The following is a 24,744-nucleotide window of genomic DNA, read 5'->3' on the forward strand; positions in this document are numbered from 1 at the left end:
TTTATGTTACCTTTACCGCCTGCAACCACTGGCAGATCAGATTCTCAAAGTCTGGCAACCCCCGATCAGAATACTAAGGCTTATAGTTCAGCCAATAGGTATTTTGGTGATATTGAACCCGTTGTCATTCCCGATACAAGGTCACTAGCCAGGCGCAAATGCCACTCACTTGTCGCAGATCAGGCTGCTCATTGTTCTGTTGCCAACCGGGCACTATTGGGCGGCAAGGGAATGTTTTTGCAGCGCATGAAAGCAGCCGGTTTGTCTGTGCCGACGTTTCAGTGTGTGACAACTCAGGTCACCAATGCGCTGGAACAATACCCTCTGGATAGCCAGCGTCTGGAACCCTATTTCCCCGGGATCGGCAATGAACCGGAGTCGGAGATCAGTCTGGCAAACATCAGGGAATGCCTCAATGCGATGCTGCCTTCAGAGCAAGCCAGAAGAGACAGCTGGCTGGCGGGTCTGGCGAACTTTATTGCCAGTGATGACTTTTATGAGCAGGTTAAAGATTCTGAAGCGGCCCAACACATCAGGGATCACGGACTATCAACATCAGGGCCGCTTATTGTCCGCAGTTCCGGCATCAATGAAGATAACTACGGCGACGCCCAGGCGGGCAAATACCTTTCGGAAGTTCAGGGAGATGAGGATATTTTGCGAACCTGTCTAAAGGTTATGGCCTCAGCTTACCGGCCTGAAGTCTGTTCCGAAGGCATACCGCAACCCATGGCGCTGATTATCCAGGAGTGTATTGACTGCCTGCACGGCGGAGTCGCCATGAGTTTTCAATCCTTTGATGATGATACCGTCAGGGTTGAGTTCACACGGGGGCAGCCCAGAGGGATAGTGGCCGGGCAGTCCGGTAACAGGCCCCATCGTATTGATATTTTTCGCAAGGAAGGCGCCGACAGCTATCAATACTTTCCCGGGACCATCTCAAGTCATTACATCCTGCGTAAAGACAATAACGGCTATTCGGAAATAAGAATGGATGATGCCGATGCCCAATCAAACGACGTTGAACAACAACTCACTGATGACATGGTTGCAGACCTCAGGGTGATGGTGACAAAGCTGGAAAAGCTGTTGCTCTGCCCCGTGGATGTGGAGTTTGCCATAAATCATCAGGGTCGCCTTTTCCTGTTGCAGGTGCGTCCTGTCACCCGACTCTCCGGCGGCCTGGATTTCGCCATGCCCATACCCGAAGAGACCCTGGCCATTGGCGAGGGGGTCAGCGAAGGCTATTGCACGGGACCACTCTGGCTGGCTGAAGAATCAGCGGCAGACTCCATGCCAGAGGGCGCTATTGTCGTGGCTCAACACGCTGAAAACTGGATGCTTGAGCACGGGTTCCTGAAGCGGGCAGGAGGCTTTGTTACTGCCACAGGAGGATTCAATGATCATGTCGCGATCCTGATGAAACAGCAACGAAAAACCCTGATGCTGGCCGGTGATCAGTTTGAGTCTGTGGCCGCTCAGGTTGGCCATCAGGCGACGCTGGCCTGTGCCCGCTTTAACGGTAAGCCCGGTGCCTTTATTGTTGCCGGTGACATGACCGGGAAGCTGGTGAGTCATGGAAGTCTATCCTCTGCTGTTTCTGATGTGCCGCAAGAAAAAGCCGTCCCGTCATGGGATGATGTGTCCCTCTCTGAAGACGCATTCCGTCAGGTCGCCAGCGGTTTTCAGTGGCTCACGGATCAAAATGCCCGCCTGTTGGCATTTTTTGCCTCCGGCGGCGGACTGGATTGCCTGGCAAACCCGGTAAAACTGAGCATGTCACCACAACGATCAAAGCTGCTGGCAGAGACCCTGGACAGCATAAATCGGCTGGTTTATGGGGCTGAAGCGCTGCTGGATGGGTACGGGGCATTCTTGCAACTGGCTGTTAAGAAAAGTTCACACAGAGTCGAGTCATTGCGGCATGAATTACCAGAACTGATCGACCGGTTCGTGATGCTGAAACAGACCATTCAATCCGGGTTAGAGCGTATCACTCTTCTCATGCAAGCCGCTGAAGAAGAGAAGGTATCCCCGGTAAGCTTTCGTCAGTGGGTGGCAGACTGTCATCAGCTACAATCCTGTCTTCAAGCGCTCAACCCCGAAAGCGCTGAGCAGGTGCGAAGTGTCCATGAGCTGATTTTTGCCCTGCATCAGCGCTTCGTAAAAGCGCTGGCTCCGGTCACTCTGGACTCGGGTCAGGGCATTCTGTCCAGAAAAGGGGAAATCACCTATGTCGATTACACGACACTGGGTGCAGAGGCACCGCTGCTGAGGCCGTCCGACAAAGTACTTATTGCAGAGTCAAAGCTTTCAGGGACTGTTATCACCATGGATGAAGCCTTGATTGTTAACCTGAAACTTGGCAGTCATGTGGGCCTTATCGAGTTGCTTGAACAGGCAGAGGGAGGGAAAGGACGAACCCTGCGGCTGACATTTTCTGACCAATTTAACAGAACTGGTTACGCTGATAAATCCGGCAAGTTCAGGCGTATGTGGTTTCTGGCGCAATTACTGAAAGCAATCAAACTGGATGAAAATGCTGATCCCATGAAGCTGAGTTGCAACGCCGTAGCGGGTGAAATGATCGTCGAATGCTCCCGAATGAAATTACGTCAAACCATGCAGTATGCCTTTGAAAAACTCATCATTGTGTTACGTGCTATGTTTGATCTGGATCTTGATTTGCGTTCCAGACCCATTTTTGAAGGAGGTCGGTGGGACTTTAACCTGCTTGCGCAACGTCTTAATTGTGATGTTGCGACAGAAGCCGATAGGTTTGCCTTTCAACATGGCCTTTTTGTAATGTCTTATCGGAATTGGAATGGTTGGCACTATACTGCCGTTTGCTGCCAGTTATTGAGCGACCATCACCAGCAGTTTGCCCATCATGCCCGGCGGTTAGGTGAGTATCAGTCGTCATTGTTTTTTCATGAAACACCGGAAGAGAGTCTGCAGGAAATCTTAATGAGTCATAAGATGAGTGAGAACACCCGCAGGGAGCTCTTGCATCACTATTTATTGTTTGAGCCCAAAAGCGCTACCAGATTCATTGAGCAAGTGTATGTCTTGGGAAATCAATACTTTGTTATCAAGCCGTCTTACAGTTACAGACTGGAGTTTTATTTGTCACCAGGTCAACCGTTTGGGGACTATAAGGAAAAGGTCAGGAATGTCATGCTGGAACATGGATTGGATTATGCCAGCCAGCGGGTTTGGAATGATAAAGACTCTGTATTACCCTTCATTTCAGAATATCCCTTAGAGCTCAAATATTTGAGCGAGGAGCTGAGGAATGATAGAGCTATAGTCATGGCCGCTGTCAAAAAAAATCCCAGAGCTCTGTGTTATGCCAGCGAAACGTTATTGAATGATCGTGAATATATGCTGGAGTTAATTGCAAAGAATCATCAAGCTTTCCGATATGCTGCTTCAGAGCTTAAAGCTGATCCGGTTTTTATGGATGAAGCAACCCTCAAAAGCCCCGAGCTTCGAGAATACTTCAGATAATCTGCGATTAATGTCTGACTTATCCAGACAACTTCTGCCAGTGCCAACCGTGTTGTTGTTTTTTCTGTTGTTTGTTTCAGGCTGATTGCTGAACTTTTTAAAAAAATTATTGTCGAAACAAAGTAATTGATTAATGCCACAGCCATTGAACCATGGATGAATGTTAATAATAGAGGGATATCTTGATGTTTCATGCTAATTTTGGCCGTTCAGAGGGTCAAGTCCTGAAAACTGATCCAAATCGGAATGCCGACGCTGGCGGTCCATCCAGGGAGGCTCGCAGCCTACCCAAAAAGCGTTTCAGTGATCCCGGTCCCTGTGGCGCTCTGACCAGCGAAACTCCTCTGGCCAAGCGTGATTGTCGTCCATCTGTTGCAGATCAGACTGCTGGCTATTCTCCTCCCAATCGGGAACAACTCGGCGGCAAGGGGATGTTTTTGCAGCGCATGAAAGAAGCGGGCCTGTCTGTTCCGCCCTTCCAATGTGTGACTGCTCAAATCATGAATGCGCTGGCACAACACCCTCTCGATACCCATGCTTTAGACCACTATTTCCAAGGGTTTGTTGATGAACCGCTGGCAAAGACCAGCCTCAGGAACATCCGGGAATACCTCAATACCTTGCCACCTTCAGAGCAAACCAAAAGGGATGACTGGCTGTCAGCTATGGCAACATTTATTGCCAGTGATGACTTTTACGAACAGGTGAAAGATTCTGAAGCGGCCCAAAAAATCCGGGGGCTGCACCGTCAGGTGGACCGACTCTCTGGATCACAGCCCGTGATTGTCCGCAGTTCCGGCATCAACGAAGATAACTACGGCGATGCCCAGGCAGGCAAATACCTCTCTGTCATTCAGGCAGGAGGCGATGTTTTCAGAACCTGTCTCATGGTCATGGCCTCAGGTTACCGGCCTGAAGTCTGTCCCGAAGGCATACCGCAACCCATGGCGCTGATCATCCAACAGTGTATTGACTGTCGATATGGTGGAGTCGTCATGAGCTTTCAATCTTTTCAGGATGATACCATCAGGATTGAGTACACAAAGGGTCAGCCCAAAGGCATAGTGGCAGGGCAGTCCGGTAACACGCCCCATCGTATTAATATTTGTCGCAAGGAAGGCGCTGAAAACTTTCAATACTTTCCCGGCAAGGTCTCAAGTCACTTTGTCCTGCACAAAAACAATGATGGCTATCTGGAAACAGAAATTTATGATGCGGACGCCCAATCAGACGACAGTGTTCATAAACTCAGTGATCATTTGGTTGCAAAACTCAGTCAGGCGGTGACAGAGCTGGAAAAGCTGTTGCTCTGTCCGGTGGATGTGGAGTTTGCCATCGATCATCTGGGTAACCTGTTCCTGTTGCAGGTGCGCCCTGTTACCCGGCTTTCTGGCGGCATGGATTTTGCGATGCCTATACCCAAAAAGACCCTGGCCATTGGCGAGGGTGTCAGCGAAGGGCATTGCACCGGAACACTCTGGCTGGCTGAAGAACAAGCGGCAGACTCTATGCCAGAGGGAGCCATTGTCTTAGCCCACCATGCTGCAGACTGGATGCTTGAGCCAGAGTTCCTGAAGCGGGCAGGGGGTTTTGTCTTTGCCGAAGGAGGCTTCAATGATCATGTCGCGATCCTTATGAAACAGGCAGGAAAAACCTTGATGCTCGCCGGTGGACAGTTCGCGGTCGTGGCCGCTCAGGTTGGCCAACAGGTGACGCTGGCCTTTGCCCGCTTCAAAGGTGAGCCTGGCGCCTTTGTTGTTGTCGGTGACCTTAGTGGAAAACTTGCCAGTCGCAGAAGCCTGTCCTCTGCATTTTCTGATGTGTCGCTGCTCAGAGCCGTCCCGTCACGGGATGATTTGTCCCCCCCTGAAGGCACATTCCTTAATGTCGCCAGCGGTTTTCAGTGGCTCACGGATCAAAATGCCCGTTTGTTGGCATTTTTTGCCTCTGGTGGCGGACTGGATTATCTGGCAAATCCCATAAAACTGAGCATGTCACCACAACGTTCAGAGTTGCTGGCAGAGATCAGAGTCAGGGTAAATTGGCTGGTTCAGGGGGCTGAAGCTTTTCTGGATGGCTACCATGCGTTCTTGTTGCTGGCGGGAAAAACAGGTGCTTACGAGGTTCGGTCATTGCGGGATGAAATACCGACATTGAGCAACCGGTTCGAGGCGCTGAAACAGACCATCCGATCCAGTTTAGAGGCTATCATCCTGCTTCTGGATGATGGTAAAAACAGGCAGATAACATTTCATCAATGGCTGACTGCCTGTCAGCAACTGCAATCCTCTCTGCAAGCACTGAATCCTAAAGAGGCTGAGCAGGTCAGGAGTGTTCATGAGCTGATTTTTGCCTTGCACTGGCGCTTTGTAGATGCACTGGCACCGATCACTCAGCTTTCCGGTCAGGGCAAGCTATCAAAAGAAAACAAAATTACCTACCTTGATTACACAACTCAGCGCAACCCGGGAGAAAAGGTACCGCTATTGAGGCCGTCCTCGAAACCATTAATCGAAAAGTGTAGTTGTTATGGGACTGTGGTCGTTATGGATGATGTCTTGATTGTTAACCTGAAGCTCGGAAGTCATGTGTGCCTTATTGAGCTGCTTGAATGCGCAGAGGGAGGCAAAGAACGAACCTTACGGCTGAAATTCTCTGACCAGTTTTATAAAGATGATGGTGTTGATACAACCGCCAAGTTAAAGCGTATGTGGTTTCTGGTGCAGTTATTGAAAGCCCTCGAACTGGATGAAAATGCTGATAGCATAAAGCTGTATTGCAATGCGGTAGCGGGAGGCATTATCGTCGAATGCACTCGAATAAAATCAACTGAAAAGATGCAGGATGCCTTTGAAAAACTGATCATTGTGTTACGTGCTATGTGTAATGTGGATTGTAAAATGCAGTACATTAAGGTTTTTGAAGGAGATCAGTGGAGCTTTAGCTCACTGGCACAACGCCTGACTGGCGATGTTGCGGCAGAAGCTGACAGGTTCGCCTTTCAACATTGCCTTTTCGCAATGTATTATGAGGAGCATTTCTCCTACAGTCCTGATTATTTGCTGTTATTACCCGATCACTACCAGCAATTTATTAATTATGCCCAACGGTTTGCCGAGTGTCGTAATAAATCGTGTCGTAATAAATCGGAGGACGACTATCGGCAAATATTAATGAGCAATGAGATCACTGAAGAAACCCGCAGGGAATTTTTACATCATTTGTTATTCCTGGATGCCAGAAGAACGGCTCTATTGGTTGAGGATGTTTATCCCGATTTGAGAGATAAATACTATGTTATAAAACCATCATCCTACAGTTACCGGCTAAGTTTTGAAGTCCCTCCGGATCTGTGGCTTTCTGATGATAAAGAAACATTCAAAAAAGCCTTGCTGAAGCACGGGCTGCAATATGGCAGTCAGCGGGTTCGGAATGATAAAGACCTGGTATTACCAATCATTGCAGAACGTCAAGGAGACCTTGAGTTTGCTGGTGAAAAAATGAAGAATGATAAAGAGGTTGTCATGACTGCAGTCAAAGAGCATGGCATTTGGCTGCGATATGCCAGCCCGGAAATGCGGGATGATGAAAACATTGTAAAGGTCGCTATCGCCAGTTATCCACCAGCACTGAGTTTTGCAAGTGAAAGAATCCGAAGCGACAAAAACATTATACAAATGGCAATTGTTGATGATATCTGTTGCTTACAATGTGCCAGTAAAAGAGTACGGAGTGATCGCGAGTATTTGCTGAACTTGATTGAACATAATTATCGTGCTTTCGACTCTGCTGCTAATGAACTTAAACGCGATAAGGATTTTATCCGATCAGCAATCCACAGAAACCCTGATGTTGTTCAATACCTCTCTGCGGAGACTTTAAGAATGTGTCTGAGTACTGGGAGTGCAAGTTCACAACAGAAAAATCAGCCCGAAAACGCTGAGGACCATAACGTTCTGTGTAACATCCTCTAAGCCTGATTATCAGCCAGTTGCTACCGGTTTTTTTAAGCAGGCAAGCAACAATTTTCTCATCAGATAACGCCCTCCAGTGCAAACCGAGTTGTTATTTATCCTATTGCGTGCTTCAGGCTGAACTTTATAAAAATAGTATTGTCCAAACAAAGTAATTGATTAATGCCACAGCCATTGAACCATGGATGAATGTTAATAATAGAGGGATATCTTGATGTTTCATGCTAATTTTGGCCGTTCAGAGGGTCAAATCCTGAAAACTGATCCAAATCGAAATGCCGACGCTGGCGGTCCATCCAGCGAGGCTCGCAGCCTATCCCAGCGGCATTTCAGTGATCTTGGTCCCTCGGGCGCTCTGACCAGCGAAACTCCACTGGCCAAGCGTGATTGTCGTCCATCTGTTGCAGATCAGACTGCTGGCTATTCTCCTCCCAATCGGGAACAACTCGGCGGCAAGGGGATGTTTTTGCAGCGCATGAAAGAAGCGGGCCTGTCTGTTCCGCCCTTCCAATGTGTGACTGCCCAAATCATGAATGCGCTGGCACAACACCCTCTCGATACCCATGCTTTAGACCACTATTTCCCCAGGTTTGTTGATAAATCGCTGGCAAAGACCAGCCTAAGGAACATCCGGGAATACCTCAATACCTTGCCACCTTCAGAGCAAACCAAAAGGGATGACTGGCTGTCAGCTATGGCAGCATTTATTGCCAGTGATGACTTTTACGAACAGGTGAAAGATTCTGAAGCGGCCCAAAAAATCCGGGAGCTGCACCGTCAGGTGGACCGACTCTCTGGATCACAGCCCGTAATTGTCCGCAGTTCCGGCATCAACGAAGATAACTACGGCGATGCCCAGGCGGGTAAATACCTTTCTGTCATTCAGGCAGGAGGCGATGTTTTCAGAACCTGTCTCATGGTCATGGCCTCAGGTTACCGGCCTGAAGTCTGTCCCGAAGGCATACCGCAACCCATGGCGCTGATCATCCAACAGTGTATTGACTGTCGATATGGTGGAGTCGTCATGAGCTTTCAATCTTTTCAGGATGATACCATCAGGATTGAGTACACACGGGGTCAGCCCAGAGGCATAGTGGCAGGACAGTCCGGTAACACGCCCCACCGTATCGATATTTCTCGCAAGGGTAGGGAAGGCAATGACAGTTATCAATACTTTCCCGGGAAGGTCTCCAGTCACTTTGTCCTGCACAAAAACAATGATGGCTATCTGGAAACAGAAATTTATGATGCGGACGCCCAATCAGACGACAGTGAGCATAAACTCAGTGATCATTTGGTTGCAAAACTCAGTCAGGCGGTGACAGAGCTGGAAAAGCTGTTGCTCTGTCCGGTGGATGTGGAGTTTGCCATCGATCATCTGGGTAACCTGTTCCTGTTGCAGGTGCGCCCTGTTACCCGGCTTTCTGGCGGCATGGATTTTGCGATGCCAATACCCAAAGAGACCCTGACCATTGGTGAGGGTGTCAGCGAAGGCCATTGCACAGGAACACTCTGGCTGGCTGAAGAACAATCGGCAGACTCCATGCCAGAGGGGGCCATTATCGTGGCCCACCATGCTGCAGACTGGATGCTTGAGCCAGAGTTCCTGAAGCGGGCAGGGGGTTTTGTCTTTGCCGAAGGAGGCTTCAATGATCATGTCGCGATCCTTATGAAACAGGCAGGAAAAACCTTGATGCTGGCCGGTGGACAGTTCGCGGTCGTGGCCGCTCAGGTTGGCCAACAGGCGACGCTGGCCTTTGCCCGCTTCAAAGGTGAGCCTGGCGCCTTTGTTGTTGTCGGTGACCTTAGCGGCGAACTTGCCAGTCGCAGAAGCCTGTCCTCTGCATTTTCTGATGTGTCGCTGCTCAGAGCCGTCCCGTCACGGGATGATTTGTCCCCCCCTGAAGGCACATTCCTTAATGTCGCTAGCGGTTTTCAGTGGCTCACGGATCAAAATGCCCGTTTGTTGGCATTTTTTGCCTCTGGTGGCGGACTGGATTATCTGGCAAATCCCATAAAACTGAGCATGTCAACACAACGTTCAGAGTTGTTGGCAGAGATCAGAGTCAGGGTAAATCGGTTGGTTCAGGGGGCTGAAGCATTTCTGGATGGCTACCGTGCGTTCTTGTTGCTGGCGGGAAAAACAGGTGCTTACGAGGTTCGGTTATTGCGGGATGAAATACCGACATTGTGCAACCGGTTCGAGGCGCTGAAACAGACCATCCGATCCAGTTTAGAGGCTATTATCCTGCTTCTGGATGATGGTAAAAACAGGCAGATAACATTTCATCAATGGCTGACTGCCTGTCAGCAACTGCAATCCTCTCTGCAAGCACTGAATCCTAAAGAGGCTGAGCAGGTCCGGAGTGTTCATGAGCTGATTTTTTCCTTGCACTGGCGCTTTGTAGATGCACTGGCACCGATCACTCAGCTTTCCGGTCAGGGCAAGCTATCAAAAGAAGCGAATATTACCTACCTTGATTACACAACTCAGTGCAACCCGGGAGAAAAGGCACTGCTATTGAGGCCGTCCTCGAAAGCATTAATTGAAAAGTTTGCTTGTTCAGGGACTGTCGTCATCATGGATGATGTCTTGATTGTTAACCTGGAGCTTGGAAGTCATGTATGCCTTATTGAGCTGCTTGAATACGCAGAGGGAGGCAAAGAACGAACCTTACGGCTGAAATTCTCTGATCCGTTTTATAAAGATGATGGTGTTGATACAACCGCCAAGTTAAAGCGTATGTGGTTTCTGGTGCAGTTACTGAAAGCCCTCGAACTGGATGAAAATGCTGATAGCATGAAGCTGTTTTGCAATGCGGTAGCGGGAGGCATTATCGTCGAATGCACTCGAATAAAAGCAACTGAAAACATGCAGGATGCCTTTGAAAAACTGATTGTTGTATTACGTGATATGTGTGATGTGGATTGTAAAATGCAGTACATTGAGGTTTTTGAAGGAGATCAGTGGAACTTTAGCTCACTGGCACAACGCCTGACTGGCGATGTTGCGGCAGAAGCTGACAGGTTCGCCTTTCAACATTGCCTTTTCGCAATGTATTATGAGAAGCATTTCTCCTACAGTCCTGATTATTTGCTGTTATTACCCGATCACTACCAGCAATTTATTAATTATGCCCAACGGTTTGATGAGTGTCGTAATAAATCGGAGGACGACTATCGGCAAATATTGATGAGCAATGAGATCACTGAAAAAACCCGCAGGGAATTTTTACATCATTTGTTATTCCTCGATGCCAAAAGAACGGCTCCATTGGTTGAAGATATTTATCCCGATTTGAGAGATAAATACTATGTTATAAAACCATCATCCTACAGTTACCGGCTAAGTTTTGAAGTCCCTCCGGATCTGTGGCTTTCTGGTGATAAAGAAACATTCAAAAAAGCCTTGCTGAAGCACGGACTGCAATATGGCAGTCAACGGGTTCGGAATGATAAAGACCTGGTATTACCAATCATTGCAGAGCGTCAAGAAAATCTTAAATTTGCTGGTGAAAAAATGAAGAATGATAAAGAGGTTGTCATGACTGCAATCAAAGAGGACGGCATTTGGCTGAAATATGCCAGCCTGGAAATGCGGGATGATGAAAATATTGTAAAGACCGCTATCGCCAGTTATCCACCAGCGCTGAGTTTTGCAAGTGAAAGAATCCGAAGCGACAAAAACATTATAAAAATGGTTATCGATGATAATATTGTGAACTTAAAATGTGCCAGTAAAAGAATACTGAGTGATCGCGAGTATCTGCTGAACCTGATTGAACATCATTGTCGTGTTTTCAATTATGCTGTTGATGAACTCAGGCGCGATAGGGATTTTATCCGATCAGCAATCTACAGGAACCCTGATGTTGTTCAATACCTCTCCGAGAAGACTTTAAGAATGTGTCTGAGTACTGGGAGTGCAAGTTCACAACAGAAAAATCAGCCCGAAAACGCTGAGGACCATAGCATTCTGTGTAACATCCTCTAAGCCTGATTATCAGCCAGTTGCTACCGGTTTTTTTAAGCAGGCAAGCAATAATTTTCTCATCAGATAACGCCCTCCAGTGCAAACCGAGTTGTTATTTATCCTGTTGCGTGCTTCAGGCTGAACTTTATAAAAATAGTATTGTCCAAACAAAGTAATTGATTAATGCCACAGCCATTGAACCATGGATGAATGTTAATAATAGAGGGATATCTTGATGTTTCATGCTAATTTTGGCCGTTCAGAGGGTCAAATCCTGAAAACTGATCCAAATCGGAATGCCGACGCTGGCGGTCCATCCAGGGAGGCTCGCAGCCTATCCAAAAAGCGTTTCAGTGATCCCGGTCCCTGTGGCGCTCTGACCAGGGAAACTCCTCTGGCCAAGCGTGATTGTCGTCCATCTGTTGCAGATCAGACTGCTGGCTATTCTCCTCCCAATCGGGAACAACTCGGCGGCAAGGGGATGTTTTTGCAGCGCATGAAAGAAGCGGGCCTGTCTGTTCCGCCCTTCCAATGTGTGACTGCTCAAATCATGAATGCGCTGGCACAACACCCTCTCGATACCCATGCTTTAGACCACTATTTCCAGGGGTTTGTTGATGAACCGCTGGCAAAGACCAGCCTCAGGAACATCCGGGAATACCTCAATACCTTGCCGCCTTCAGAGCAATCCAAAAGGGATCACTGGCTGTCAGCTATGGCAACATTTATTGCCAGTGATGACTTTTACGAACAGGTTAAAGATTCTGAAGCGGCCCGAAAAATCCGGGAGCTGCTCCGTCAGGTGGACCGACTCTCTGGATCACAGCCCGTGATTGTCCGCAGTTCCGGCATCAACGAAGATAACTACGGCGATGCCCAGGCAGGCAAATACCTCTCTGTCATTCAGGCAGGAGGCGATGTTTTCAGAACCTGTCTCATGGTCATGGCCTCAGGTTACCGGCCTGAAGTCTGTCCCGAAGGCATACCGCAACCCATGGCGCTGATCATCCAACAGTGTATTGACTGTCGATATGGTGGAGTCGTCATGAGCTTTCAATCTTTTCAGGATGATACCATCAGGATTGAGTACACAAAGGGTCAGCCCAAAGGCATAGTGGCAGGGCAGTCCGGTAACACGCCCCATCGTATTAATATTTGTCGCAAGGAAGGCGCTGAAAACTTTCAATACTTTCCCGGCAAGGTCTCAAGTCACTTTGTCCTGCACAAAAACAATGATGGCTATCTGGAAACAGAAATTTATGATGCGGACGCCCAATCAGACGACAGTGTTCATAAACTCAGTGATCATTTGGTTGCAAAACTCAGTCAGGCGGTGACAGAGCTGGAAAAGCTGTTGCTCTGTCCGGTGGATGTGGAGTTTGCCATCGATCATCTGGGTAACCTGTTCCTGTTGCAGGTGCGCCCTGTTACCCGGCTTTCTGGCGGCATGGATTTTGCGGTGCCTATACCCAAAAAGACCCTGGCCATTGGCGAGGGTGTCAGCGAAGGCCATTGCACCGGAACACTCTGGCTGGCTGAAGAACAAGCGGCAGACTCTATGCCAGAGGGAGCCATTGTCTTAGCCCACCATGCTGCAGACTGGATGCTTGAGCCAGGGTTCCTGAAACGGGCCGGGGGTTTTGTCTTTGCCGAAGGAGGCTTCAATGATCATGTCGCGATCCTTATGAAACAGGCAGGAAAAACCTTGATGCTGGCCGGTGGACAGTTCGCGGTCGTGGCCGCTCAGGTTGGCCAACAGGCGACGCTGGCCTTTGCCCGCTTCAAAGGTGAGCCTGGCGCCTTTGTTGTTGTCGGTGACCTTAGTGGAAAACTTGCCAGTCGCAGAAGCCAGTCCTCTGCATTGTCTGATGTGTCGCTGCTCAGAGCCGTCCCGTCACGGGATGATTTGTCCCCCCCTAAAGGCACATTCCTTAATGTCGCCAGCGGCTTTCAGTGGCTCACGGATCAAAATGCCCGTTTGTTGGCATTTTTTGCCTCTGGTGGCGGACTGGATTATCTGGCAAATCCCATAAAACTGAGCATGTCACCACAACGTTCAGAGTTGCTGGCAGAGATCAGAGTCAGGGTAAATTGGCTGGTTCAGGGGGCTGAAGCTTTTCTGGATGGCTACCGTGCGTTCTTGTTGCTGGCGGGAAAAACAGGTGCTTACGAGGTTCGGTCATTGCGGGATGAAATACCGACATTGTGCAACCGGCTCGAGGCGCTGAAACAAACCATCCGATCCAGTTTGGAGGCTATTATCCTGCTTCTGGATGATGGTAAAAACAGGCAGATAACATTTCATCAATGGCTGACTGCCTGTCAGCAACTGCAATCCTCTCTGCAAGCGCTGAATCCTAAAGAGGCTGAGCAGGTCCGGAGTGTTCATGAGCTGATTTTTGCCTTGCACTGGCGCTTTGTATCTGCACTGGCACCGATCACTCAGCTTTCCGGTCAGGGCAAGCTATCAAAAGAAGCGAATATTACCTACCTTGATTACACAACTCAGTGCATCCCGGGAGAAAAGGCACTGCTATTGAGGCCGTCCTCGAAAGCATTAATTGAAAAGTTTGCTTGTTCAGGGACTGTCGTCATCATGGATGATGTCTTGATTGTTAACCTGAAGCTTGGAAGTCATGTGTGCCTTATTGAGCTGCTTGAATGCGCAGAGGGAGGCAAAGAACGAACCTTACGGCTGAAATTCTCTGACCAGTTTTATAAAGATGATGGTGTTGATACAACCGCCAAGTTAAAGCGTATGTGGTTTCTGGTGCAGTTACTGAAAGTGCTCCAACTGGATGAAAATGCTGATAGCATGAAGCTGTTTTGCAATGCGGTAGCGGGAGGCATTATCGTCGAATGCACTCGAATAAAAGCAACTGAAAACATGCAGGATGCCTTTGAAAAACTGATTATTGTATTACGTGATATGTGTAATGTGGATTGTAAAATGCAGTACATTAAGATTTTTGAAGGAGATCAGTGGAGCTTTAGCTCACTGGCACAACGCCTGAGCGGCGATGTTGCGGCAGAAGCTGACAGGTTCGCCTTTCAACATTGCCTTTTCGCAATGTATTATGAGGAGCATTTCTCCTACAGTCCTGATTATTTGCTGTTATTACCCGATCACTACCAGCAATTTATTAATTATGCCCAACGGTTTGCCGAGTGTCGTAATAAATCGTGTCGTAATAAATCGGAGGACGACTATCGGCAAATATTAATGAGCAATGAGATCACTGAAGAAACCCGCAGGGAATTTTTACATCATTTGTTATTCCTGGATGCCAGAAGAACGGCTCTATTGGTTGAGGATGTTTATCCCGATTTGAGAGATAAATACTATGTTATAAAACCATCATCCTACAGTTACTGGCTAAGTTTAGAAGTCCCTCCGGATCTGTGGCTTTCTGGTGATAAAGAAACATTCAAAAAAGCCTTGCTGAAGCACGGACTGCAATATGGCAGTCAACGGGTTCGGAATGATAAAGACCTGGTATTACCAATCATTGCAGAACGTCAAGGAGACCTTGAGTTTGCTAGTGAAAAAATGAAGAATGATAAAGAGGTCGTCATGACCGCAGTCAAAGAGAATGGCATTTGGCTGGATGATGCTGGCCCGGAAATGCGGGATGATGAAAATATTGTAAAGACCGCTATCGCCAGTTATCCACCAGCGCTGAGGTATGCAAGTGAACGAATCCGAAGTGATAAAAACATTATAAAAATGGTTATCGATGATAATATTGTGAACTTAAAATGTGCCAGTAAAAGAATACTGAGTGATCGCGAGTATCTGCTGAACCTGATTGAACATCATTGTCGTGTTTTCAATTATGCTGTTGATGAACTCAGGCGCGATAGGGATTTTATCCGATCAGCAATCTACAGGAACCCTGATGTTGTTCAATACCTCTCCGAGAAGACTTTAAGAATGTGTCTGAGTACTGGGAGTGCAAGTTCACAACAGAAAAATCAGCCCGAAAACGCTGAGGACCATAGCATTCTGTGTAACATCCTCTAAGCTTGATTATCAGCCAGTTGCTACCGGTTTTTTTAAGCAGGCAAGCAATAATTTTCTCATCAGATAACGCCCTCCAGTGCAAACCGAGTTGTTAAGTACCTAACCAGTTGGTTTCACATATTCTGGACGGCGGCTTTTTCCATCCTTCTGCGTTCCAACGCTGGTTGCGTAGCTAAGGCTACGCGTCCGTCGTTGCGCCTTGAAGAATGAAAAAATCCACTCGCCATAATATGTGAAACCAACTGGCCAGGTACTTATTTATCCTATTGCGTGCTTCAGGCTGAACTTTACAAAAAAATTATTGTCAATAGAAAGGGATTTGTTTATTCGTCAGCGATTGAATCATGGATGAATATCAATAACGGAGGGAAGTCTTGATGTTTCCTGCTCATTCTGGCCGTTCAGAGGGTCAAATCCCGAAAACTGATCCAAATCGGGATGCTGGTGCCGACAGTTCATCCAAGGGGATTAGCAGTTTATCTAAAAGGCATTCCAGTGATCCTTATCCCTGTGGCGTTGCGACCAGCGAAACTCCCCTGACCAAGCGTCACTGCCGTCCATCTGTTGCAGATCAGACTGCTGGCTATTCTCCTCACAATCGGGAACAACTCGGGGGCAAGGGGATGTTTTTGTGGCGCATGAAAAAGGCTGGTCTGTCTGTTCCGCCCTTCGAATGTGTGACTGCTCAAGTTATGAATGCGCTTGAACAACACCCTCTGGATAGCCATCTTTTAGACCGCTATTTTCCCGGGATTGTCCATGAGTGGGACACAGGGAACAGCCTGAGGAACATTCGTGACTACCTCAATACCTTGCCGCCTTCAGAGCAAACCAAAAGGGATGACTGGCTGTCGGGTCTGGCAGAATTTATTGCCAGTAATGATTATTACCAACAGGTTAAAGATTCTGAAGCGGCTCGACAAATAGCTGGTCTGCGCCGTCAGCTGGGTGTACTCCTTGCATCACAAGCGGTTATTGTCCGCAGCTCTGGCATCAATGAGGATAATTACGGCGATGCCCAGGCGGGCAAATACCTCTCTTTGGTTCAGGGAGAAGAAGATATTTTGCGAACCTGTCTCAAGGTCATGGCTTCAGCTTGCCGGCCTGAAATCTGTCCCGAAGGCATACCGCAACCCATGGCGCTCATTATCCAACAGTGCATTGATTGTCGATATGGCGGAGTCGCCATGAGTTTTCAATCCTTTCAGGATGATACCGTCAGGATTGAGTACACACGGGGTCAGCCCAGAGGCGCAGTGGCAGGGCAGTCCGGAAACAGGCCCCACCGTATTGATATTTATCGCGAGGATCGTGAAGAAGAAGCTGCCAGCTCTCAATACTTTCCGGGGACGATCTCAAGTCGCTTCATCCTGCAAAAGAACGATAACGGCTATTCGGAAACAAGAATTGATAATGCCGATGCCCAGTCAGGCGACGTTGGACAACAACTCAGTGATGACACGGTTTCGACACTCATGGAGTGGCTGACAGAGCTGGAAAACTTATTACTCTGCCCCGTGGATGTGGAGTTTGCTATTGATCATCAGGGGTGTCTGTTCCTTTTGCAGGTGCGCCCTGTTACCCGCCTCTCTGGTGGCATGGATTTTGTCATGTCCATACCCGAAGAGACCCTGGCCATTGGCGAGGGCGTCAGCGAAGGCTTCTGCACCGGTCCACTCTGGTTGGCCAGTCAGCCAGAGGCAGGCTCTATGCCAGAGGGAGCCATTGTCGTGGCCCACCATGCTGAAGACTGGATGCTTGGGCCTGAGTTTCTGAAGAGGGTTGGTGGTTTTGTCATTGCTGAGGGAGGATTCAATGATCACGTAGCAATCTTCATGAAACAGGCAGAAATAGCTTTGATGCTGGCCGGTGGCCAGTTTACGGCAGTGGTCGCTCAGGTTGGGCAACAGGCGACGCTGGCCTGTGCCCGCTTTAACGAAAAACCCGGAGCCTTTATTGTTGCCGGTGACCTTAGCGGAAAACTGGCCAGTTGCAGAAGCCTGTCCTCTGCATTTTCTGATCTATCGTTGGCAAAGGCCGTCCCGTCACGGGATGATTTGTCCCCCCCTGAAGGCACATTCCTTCAGGTTGCCGACGGTTTTCAATGGCTCACAGATCAGAATGCCCGTCTGTTGGCAATGTTTGCCTCCGGCGGCGGACTGGATTGTCTGGCAAATCCGGTAAAACTGAGCATGTCTCGACAACGATCCGGGATACTGGCAAAGATCAGAGACAGTGTAAACAGGCTGGTTCATGGAGCTGAAGCAATGCTGGATGGGTACCGGGCATTCCTGCTGCTGGCGGGTAACAGCAGTTCATCAGAGGTTCAGTTATTGCAGGATGAAGTACTACTATTAAGCAACCGGTTCAAGACACTGAAACAGACCATCCAATCATTGCTGGAGGCTATCATCCTGCCCCAGGATGACGATGAAGAACGGCAGTTATCGTTTCGTCATTGGCTGTCAGCCTGCCAACAACTGCAATCTTGTCTTCAAGCACTCAATCCCAGGGAGGCTGAGCAGTTCCAAAGTGTCCATGAAGTGATTTTTGCGCTGCATCTGCGCTTTATAAAAGCACTGGCACCGATCACTCTGGACTCGGGTCAGGGCCGGTTATCCAGGGAAAAGCGAATCACTTATGTTGATTACACGACCCAGGGTAATCCTGATGAAAATGCGTTGCTATTGAGTCCAACCGGTAAAGCCATTATGAATGAATTAGAGCTTTCAGGGACTGTTGTCATTATGGATGATGCCTTGTTGGTTAATCTGGGATTAGGCGTTCATGTCAGCCTTGTTGAATTATTTGAAAACGCAGAGGGTGGGAAAGGACGAACCTTGCGGCTGAAATTTTCTGACCAATTCGATAGACCTGGTGGCTTATATAAATCCGGCAAGTTACAGCGGGTCTGGTTTCTGACACAGTTTCTGAAGGCCATCGAACTGGATGAAAATGCTGATCCAATGAGGCTCAGTTACAATGCGGTAGCGCGTGAAGTTATTGTCGAATGTACGCGAATGCAATCACCTCAAGCTATGCAGTATGCCTTTGAAAAGCTGATGCTTGTTTTAGATTCTATGACTGATCTTGATATTCTCTTTGATTACGAAGACATTTTTGAAGAACCTCATTGGGATTTTAACTTGCTTGCACAACGTCTTAATCCCGTTGTTGCGACAGAAGCTGATAGATTCACCTTTCAACATTGCCTTTTTTCAATGTTTTATAAGAACGATTATTGGATGAGTCCCGCTTGTTGCCAGTTACTCAGTAACCATCTTCAACAGTTTGTTCATCATACTGAGCGATTAGGGGAGTGTCGGTCTTTAGTCTATTCAGGGAAAAAACCGGAGGCGAGTCTGAAGGAAATATTTATGAGTGATGACATGAATGAGAGCATGCGCAGGGAGCTCTTACATCATTTTTTATTGCTAGATCCCTATTACTCTGTTGGCCCGGTTGAGGATTTTTATCACCATTTGAGAGGCCAATACTTTATTATCAAGCCATCACACGCTTACACGCTGACGTTTGTTGTTCCACCGGTTCAGTCGCTTTCGGATATTAAAGAAAAGGTCAGGCAAGCTTTGCTGAAAGATGGGCTGGAATATGCCAGCCAACGGGTTCGAAATGATAAAGACCTTGTATTAGAAGCCATTGCAGTAAATCCATTTAACCTGAAATATGTAGGTGAAGAACTGAAGAGTGATAAAGATGTCATCCTAGCCGCAGTTACTCAGAAGAGCTATTGTATGAGCTGCGTCAGCCCGGAACTCCCAAATTATGATGAGCTGGTGATAGCGGCTATCGCAAAGCGTCCAGCAGTTGTGAGGTATGCCAGTGAAAAAATCCGAAGTGATAAAAACATTATTCAAAGTGTCATTGCTCATAATATTGATTACCTCGCATATGCCAGTAATACGGTGTTGAATAATTACCATTCTATGCTCGATTTTATTGAACAAAATCCACGTGCTTTTGAATTTGCTGCTCCCGGGCTTAAACTTAATAAGGCTTTTATCGAGGCAGCAAAACAAAGAAATCCCGCAGTTATTCAATACACCAGAGAGCTTTTGGATAAGGTCTGAATGGCTCTGAAAAGTTGGTCAGTGCAAACCCTGTTGCCAGCTTATTGGCATTCTTTTTATTTCGTATTTCAGTCTGACGGGGGGAACTTTATAAAAATATCATTGCCTGAACAGGGTGATACATTGAATTTCTGGCAATTAAATTATGTATGAGTACTTAGTATGACGTGGATGTCGCGATGTTACCTTTACCTGAAAATTTTGGCAAATTAGATCCCCGAAGCCCGGGAACCTGTTCAAATCAGAACACCGGGGCTGGCAGTCTATCCAACAGGGTTCGCAGTGCAATCAAAAGGCATTTCGATAATCCTGTACCCCGTGGCGTTTCGACCAGCGAAACCCCTTTAACCAAACGTCTCTGCCGTTTAGCTGTTTCAGAGCAGGCTGCTGGCTGTTCTCCTTCCGAACGGGAACAGTTCGGGGGCAAGGGAATGTTTTTGTTGTGCATGAAAGCAGCCGGTCTGTCTGTTCCGCCCTTCGAATGTGTTAGTGCTCAAGTCATGAATGCGCTTGAACAACACCCTCTGGATGCCCATCTTTTAGACTGCTACTTCCCCGGAATTATTTATGAACCGGAGGCGGGGACCAGCCTGGCAAACATCAGGAAATACCTCAATGCCCTGCCGCCTTCAGAGCAAACCAAAAGGGATGAATGGCTGTCGGGTATGGCGAAATTAATTGCCAGTAATGACTATTACGAACAGATTAAAGATTCTGAAGCAGCCCGACAAATCAGGGTTCTGCGCTCTCAGCTGGGCAAAGTCTCCAACTCACAGCCCGTAATTGTTCGCAGTTCCGGCATCAATGAAGATAACTACGGCGATGCCCAGGCGGGCAAATACCTCTCTTTAGTTCAGGGGGAAGAGGATATTTTGCGAACCTGTCTTAAGGTCATGGCCTCGGGTTACCGGCCTGAAGTCTGTCCCGAAGGCATACCACAACCCATGGCGCTGGTTATCCAACAGTGCATTGATTGCCTATACGGCGGGGTCTTTACGAGCTTTCAATCCTTTCAGGATAAAACCGTCAGGGTTGAGTACACAAAGGGTCAGCCCAAAGGCGTAGTGGCAGGACAATTCGGTAATACGCCCCACCGCATCGATATTTATCGCAAGGAAGGTGCCGAAGACGTTCAATACTACCCTGGGACCATCTCAAGTCACTTCATCCTGTACAAGCACAATAATGGCTTTTCGGAAACAAGAATTGATAATGTCGATGCTCAATCAGGCGACGGTGGTCTGAAACTCACTGATAAAATGCTTTCAGATCTCAGGGACGCGGTGACAAAACTGGAAGACCTTTTGCTCTGCCCCGTGGATGCGGAGTTTGCCATTGATCACCGGGGTTGCCTGTTCCTGTTGCAGGTGCGCCCTGTTACCCGACTCGCTGGCGACATGGATTTCGCCATGCCCATACCGGAAGAGACCATTGCTTCTGGCGAGAGCGTTAGCGAAGGCTACTGCACCGGACCCATCTGGCTGGCCAGTGAACAGGAGGCAGACTCTATGCCAGAAAGTGCCATTGTCGTGGCCCATCACGCTGGAGACTGGATGCTTGAGCCTGAGTTCCTGAAGCAGGCAGGAGGCTTTGTCATCGCCGAAGGAGGATTCAATGATCATGTAGCAATCCTCATGAAACAGGAAGGAAAAACGTTGATGCTGGCCGGTGGGCAGCTTGCGGCAGTGGAAGCTCAGGTTGGGCAACAGGCGACGCTGGCCTGTGCACGCTTTAAAGGTAATCCCGGAGCCTTTATTGCTGCTGGTGACCTTAGCGAAAAACTGGCCAGTTACAGAAGTCTGACCTCTGTTGTTTCTGAGGTGCCGTTAACCAAAGCCGTTCCGTCACGGCAGGATTTGTCCCCCGCTGAAGGTACATTCGACCAGGTTGCCAGCGGTTTTCAGTGGCTCACAGATCAAAACGCCCGCCTGTTGGCATTTTTTGCCTCAGGCGGCGGACTGGATTGTCTGGCAAACCCGATAAAACTGAGTATGTCGTCACAACGCTCAAAGTTGCTGGCAGGGACCAGGGACAGTGTAAACCGGCTGATTCATGGGGCTGAAGCATTGCTGAATGGGTACAAGTCATTCCTGCAGCTTGCGAGCGTAAAGGACCCATCCGAAATCGGGCCATGGCTGAATGAATTACCGGAACTGACCAGCCGGTTCAAGACGTTGAAAGAGAAAATCCAATCAGAGTTAGAAATGATGCTCCTTCCCCTGCAAGTCGGTGAAGAAGGTCAGAAATCCATGGGCATTTTTCGACACTGGTTGACGGCGTGTCAGCAACTAAAGTCATCTCTTCAGGCACTCAATCCCAATGCGCCCGAGCAGCTCCGAAGTCTCCATGAACTGATTTTTGCCTTGCATGAGCGCTTCGTCAAGGCACTGGCACCGGTTACTCTGGCCTCGGGTCAGGGCAAGATCAGCAGGATATGGCCCATCACCTATGTAGATTGCAGGACTCCGGGTGACTCGGCTAAAAAGGTACCGCTATTCACTCACTCCTGCAATGCATCCCTCATAAGATCAGAGTGTGCAGCGACTGTCATCATTATGGATGCTGCTTTGATTGCTAACCTTCAACTGGGACATCATGTGGGCCTTATCGAGCTACTTGAAGAAGCAGAAGGGGGGAAAGGACGTACCCTGCGGCTGAAATTTTCTGACCGGTTTGCCACAGCTGATGGCAGTGATGGTTCCGGCAAATTGAAACGTATGTGGTTTCTGACGCAGTTACTGAAGACGATCAATCTCGATGAACAAGCGGGTCCTATGAAGTTCAGTTGCAATGCCGTAGCGGGTGAAATGATTGTCGAATACCCCCGAATGAAATCACATCAAATCATGCAGGCAGCTTTTGTAAAACTGACAACGGCATTATCTGTCATTAAGAACCTGGATGAGGACTTAAAGTCAGCAGCCATTTTTGATGGAGATCAGTGGAGCTTTAACAGCCTTATGCAACGCGTTGATAGCGATGTTACGACAGAAGCCCATAGATTCGCTTTTCAACACTGCCTTTTCTTAATGGCTTATTCTGCTCAATATAACGTTAATGAGGATTGTTACCGATTATTAATAAAGTTCTTAAACAATCATCAAAAACAGTTTATTCGTCATAGTCGACGGCTTGCTGAATCAATACACCCCCCTCTGGAAACGTTAATGAGTGATAAGATCCCCGGGGACACCCGCAGGGAACTCTTGCAGCATTTTTTATTGTTAAAGCCTGATGACGCTGCGCCATTGTTTGAAGAGGTGTATGAGCTGGAAGATCAGTACTTTGTTATCAATCCATCCTGCAGTTGCAGTGTAAATTTCGAGGTTTCACCCATTCAGTTCCTTGGGGTTCAAAGAGAAAATGTGAAGAATGTTTTACGCAGGCAGGGACTGAAATATGCCAGCCAACGGGTTCGCAATGATAAAGATCTTGTATTAGCGACCATTGCCGTACATCCATACAGCCTGAAATATGTGAGTGAAGAACTGAAGTGTGATAAAGAAGTCGTTCTAACCTGTTTTAAAGCGCTCAATCTTTTGAAGACTGAGGAGGTACGCATTGTCAATCACCTGATCTCTGACTTGTATAGGTCCGTGACAGAGGCCCGGAGACCGGTTACCAGGGCCTCAGCTCTGAGCATGCTATCCAGAGATGATAAGGTCATATATGTTGATTGCACGACTCCGGGTGGCGCGGGTGAAAAGTCAACGCTATTGAATCCGTCCTGCAGAGCAGTCCTTGGAGAATCAGCACTTTTTGAAGGAACTGTTATCAGTATGGATGATACTTTGATTGTTAACTTTAAGATAACCGATCTTGTAGGCGTTATCGAGCTACTTAAAAACGAAGAAGAGGAAAAAGAATGTACCTTGCGGTTGAAAATTTCTGACAATTTTTCCTACTCTGATGGTAGTGATGCACCTGGCAAGTTAAAACGTATGTGGTTTCTGGTGCAGTTACTGAAAGCGATAGAGCTGGATAAAAATGCTGCCAGCATGAAGCCTGGTTGCAACGCCGCAGCGGCTGAAGTGATCGTCGAATGCCCGCAAATAACATCAACTCAAGTCATGCAGGGTGCCTTTGTGAAACTGATAAGGGCATTAGAGGCTGTTAGATCTTTGGATATGTTTTTAGGCCCAAGACCTGTTTTTGAAGGGGGTCAGTGGAGCTTTAACATGCTTGCGCAACGCCTTGATAGCGATGTTGCTGCAGAAGCCAATAAATTTGCCTTTCAACATTGCCTTTTCTTAATGGCTGAACGTTACCGATATGCCATTGATCTCAGTTGCTACTTGTTATTAAGCAGTCATCAACAACAGTTTATTGATAATGGTCATCGGTTGTTTAAATTGGAGGGTAATCCTGGCGACGTATTAATGAGAAATGAACTCCCTGAGGACACCCGCAGGGAGCTACTGCATCATTTTTTATTGTCAGATCCCGGTGAGGCTAATCGATGGGTTGATCTTGTGTATCCTCATTTGAAAGATCATTACTTTGTTATCAAGCCATCCTGCAGTTACAGCCCGAAGTTTGATTTTTTACCGGTTCAGGCGCTTGGTAATAATAAAGAAAGGGTCAGGAATATCTTGCACAGGGATGGACTGAAATGTGCCAGCCAACGGATTCGCAATGATAAAGACCTTGTGATAGCGGCTCTTGCAAGACATCCACATAGCCTGGAATATGTAGGTGAGGAGCTGCAGAGTGTTGCTGAGGTCGTCATGCATACAGTCACTAAAGATGGTTGTTATCTGCAATATGCCAGCCCGACACTTCAGGATGATGAGAAGGTTGTCATAGCCGCTGTTACAAATTCTTCAGGCGCTCTGAAATATGCCAGTGAAAGAATTCGAAGCGATAAAAACATTATTAAAACCTTGATAGCTATCAACGTTAATAACCTGATATACGTCAATAAAACGATATTGGAGGATCCTGAGTACATGCTGGACTTAATTGCAAAGGATTCTGCTGCTTTTATTTTTGTTGCTCCCGAGCTTAAACAGAATGAGGCTTTTATTGAGGCAGCAAAAAAAAGAAACCCCGAAGTGAGTCAACACCTCCCTTACGCAACGCATTAGCGAATGAACCCGGTCTGGTGGTTTCTGGTTTGCAGTGTGTCGCTTAAGCAGACGGCGGCACGGATAAGTACCTAACCAGTTGGTT

Annotated in this window: 6 protein-coding genes; all 6 read left to right on the forward strand. The window is 47.8% G+C overall.

Annotated features, from left to right (window positions below; all coding sequences use genetic code 11):
* Positions 1–3: 3 nt before the first annotated feature.
* The 6 genes from ACO6VG_RS17410 to ACO6VG_RS17435 all read left to right on the forward strand — a co-directional run bounded on the left by ACO6VG_RS17410 (position 4) and on the right by ACO6VG_RS17435 (position 24,659).
* Positions 4–3,510 (forward strand): PEP/pyruvate-binding domain-containing protein, encoded by a 3,507-nt coding sequence (locus tag ACO6VG_RS17410; RefSeq protein ID WP_422474913.1) that lies wholly within the window; start codon positions 4–6, stop codon positions 3,508–3,510.
* A gap of 185 nt (positions 3,511–3,695) precedes the next feature.
* Entirely contained in the window at positions 3,696–7,484 is a 3,789-nt protein-coding gene (locus ACO6VG_RS17415; RefSeq protein ID WP_422474915.1) for a DUF4116 domain-containing protein, read from the forward strand.
* Positions 7,485–7,698: 214 nt separating this feature from the next.
* Positions 7,699–11,478: a DUF4116 domain-containing protein gene (locus ACO6VG_RS17420; RefSeq protein ID WP_422474917.1), complete on the forward strand. Its 3,780-nt coding sequence runs from the start codon at positions 7,699–7,701 to the stop codon at positions 11,476–11,478.
* Between the two features lie 214 nt (positions 11,479–11,692).
* Positions 11,693–15,481 carry a DUF4116 domain-containing protein gene (locus ACO6VG_RS17425; protein WP_422474919.1) on the forward strand — a complete coding sequence of 1,263 codons (3,789 nt, stop codon included), beginning with the start codon at positions 11,693–11,695 and terminating at the stop codon, positions 15,479–15,481.
* A gap of 377 nt (positions 15,482–15,858) precedes the next feature.
* Positions 15,859–19,572, forward strand: coding sequence for a PEP/pyruvate-binding domain-containing protein (locus ACO6VG_RS17430; protein ID WP_422474921.1), 3,714 nt, complete (start codon positions 15,859–15,861; stop codon positions 19,570–19,572).
* Between the two features lie 179 nt (positions 19,573–19,751).
* A complete protein-coding gene (locus ACO6VG_RS17435) occupies positions 19,752–24,659 on the forward strand; it encodes a DUF4116 domain-containing protein (RefSeq protein WP_422474924.1) in 4,908 nt (1,635 codons plus the stop codon).
* Positions 24,660–24,744 lie beyond the last annotated feature (85 nt).

The organism is Endozoicomonas sp. ALB032, from assembly GCF_049310125.1.
In the GTDB taxonomy this organism is placed as follows: domain Bacteria; phylum Pseudomonadota; class Gammaproteobacteria; order Pseudomonadales; family Endozoicomonadaceae; genus Endozoicomonas_A.

What these genes read in the sequence shown, in the direction of transcription:
- ACO6VG_RS17420 (WP_422474917.1), top strand. Translation starts at nt 7,699, where the DNA reads ATGTTTCATGCTAATTTTGGCCGTTCAGAGGGTCAAATCCTGAAAACT.
- ACO6VG_RS17435 (WP_422474924.1), top strand. Translation starts at nt 19,752, where the DNA reads ATGTTACCTTTACCTGAAAATTTTGGCAAATTAGATCCCCGAAGCCCG.
- ACO6VG_RS17410 (WP_422474913.1), top strand. Translation starts at nt 4, where the DNA reads ATGTTACCTTTACCGCCTGCAACCACTGGCAGATCAGATTCTCAAAGT.
- ACO6VG_RS17430 (WP_422474921.1), top strand. Translation starts at nt 15,859, where the DNA reads ATGTTTCCTGCTCATTCTGGCCGTTCAGAGGGTCAAATCCCGAAAACT.
- ACO6VG_RS17425 (WP_422474919.1), top strand. Translation starts at nt 11,693, where the DNA reads ATGTTTCATGCTAATTTTGGCCGTTCAGAGGGTCAAATCCTGAAAACT.
- ACO6VG_RS17415 (WP_422474915.1), top strand. Translation starts at nt 3,696, where the DNA reads ATGTTTCATGCTAATTTTGGCCGTTCAGAGGGTCAAGTCCTGAAAACT.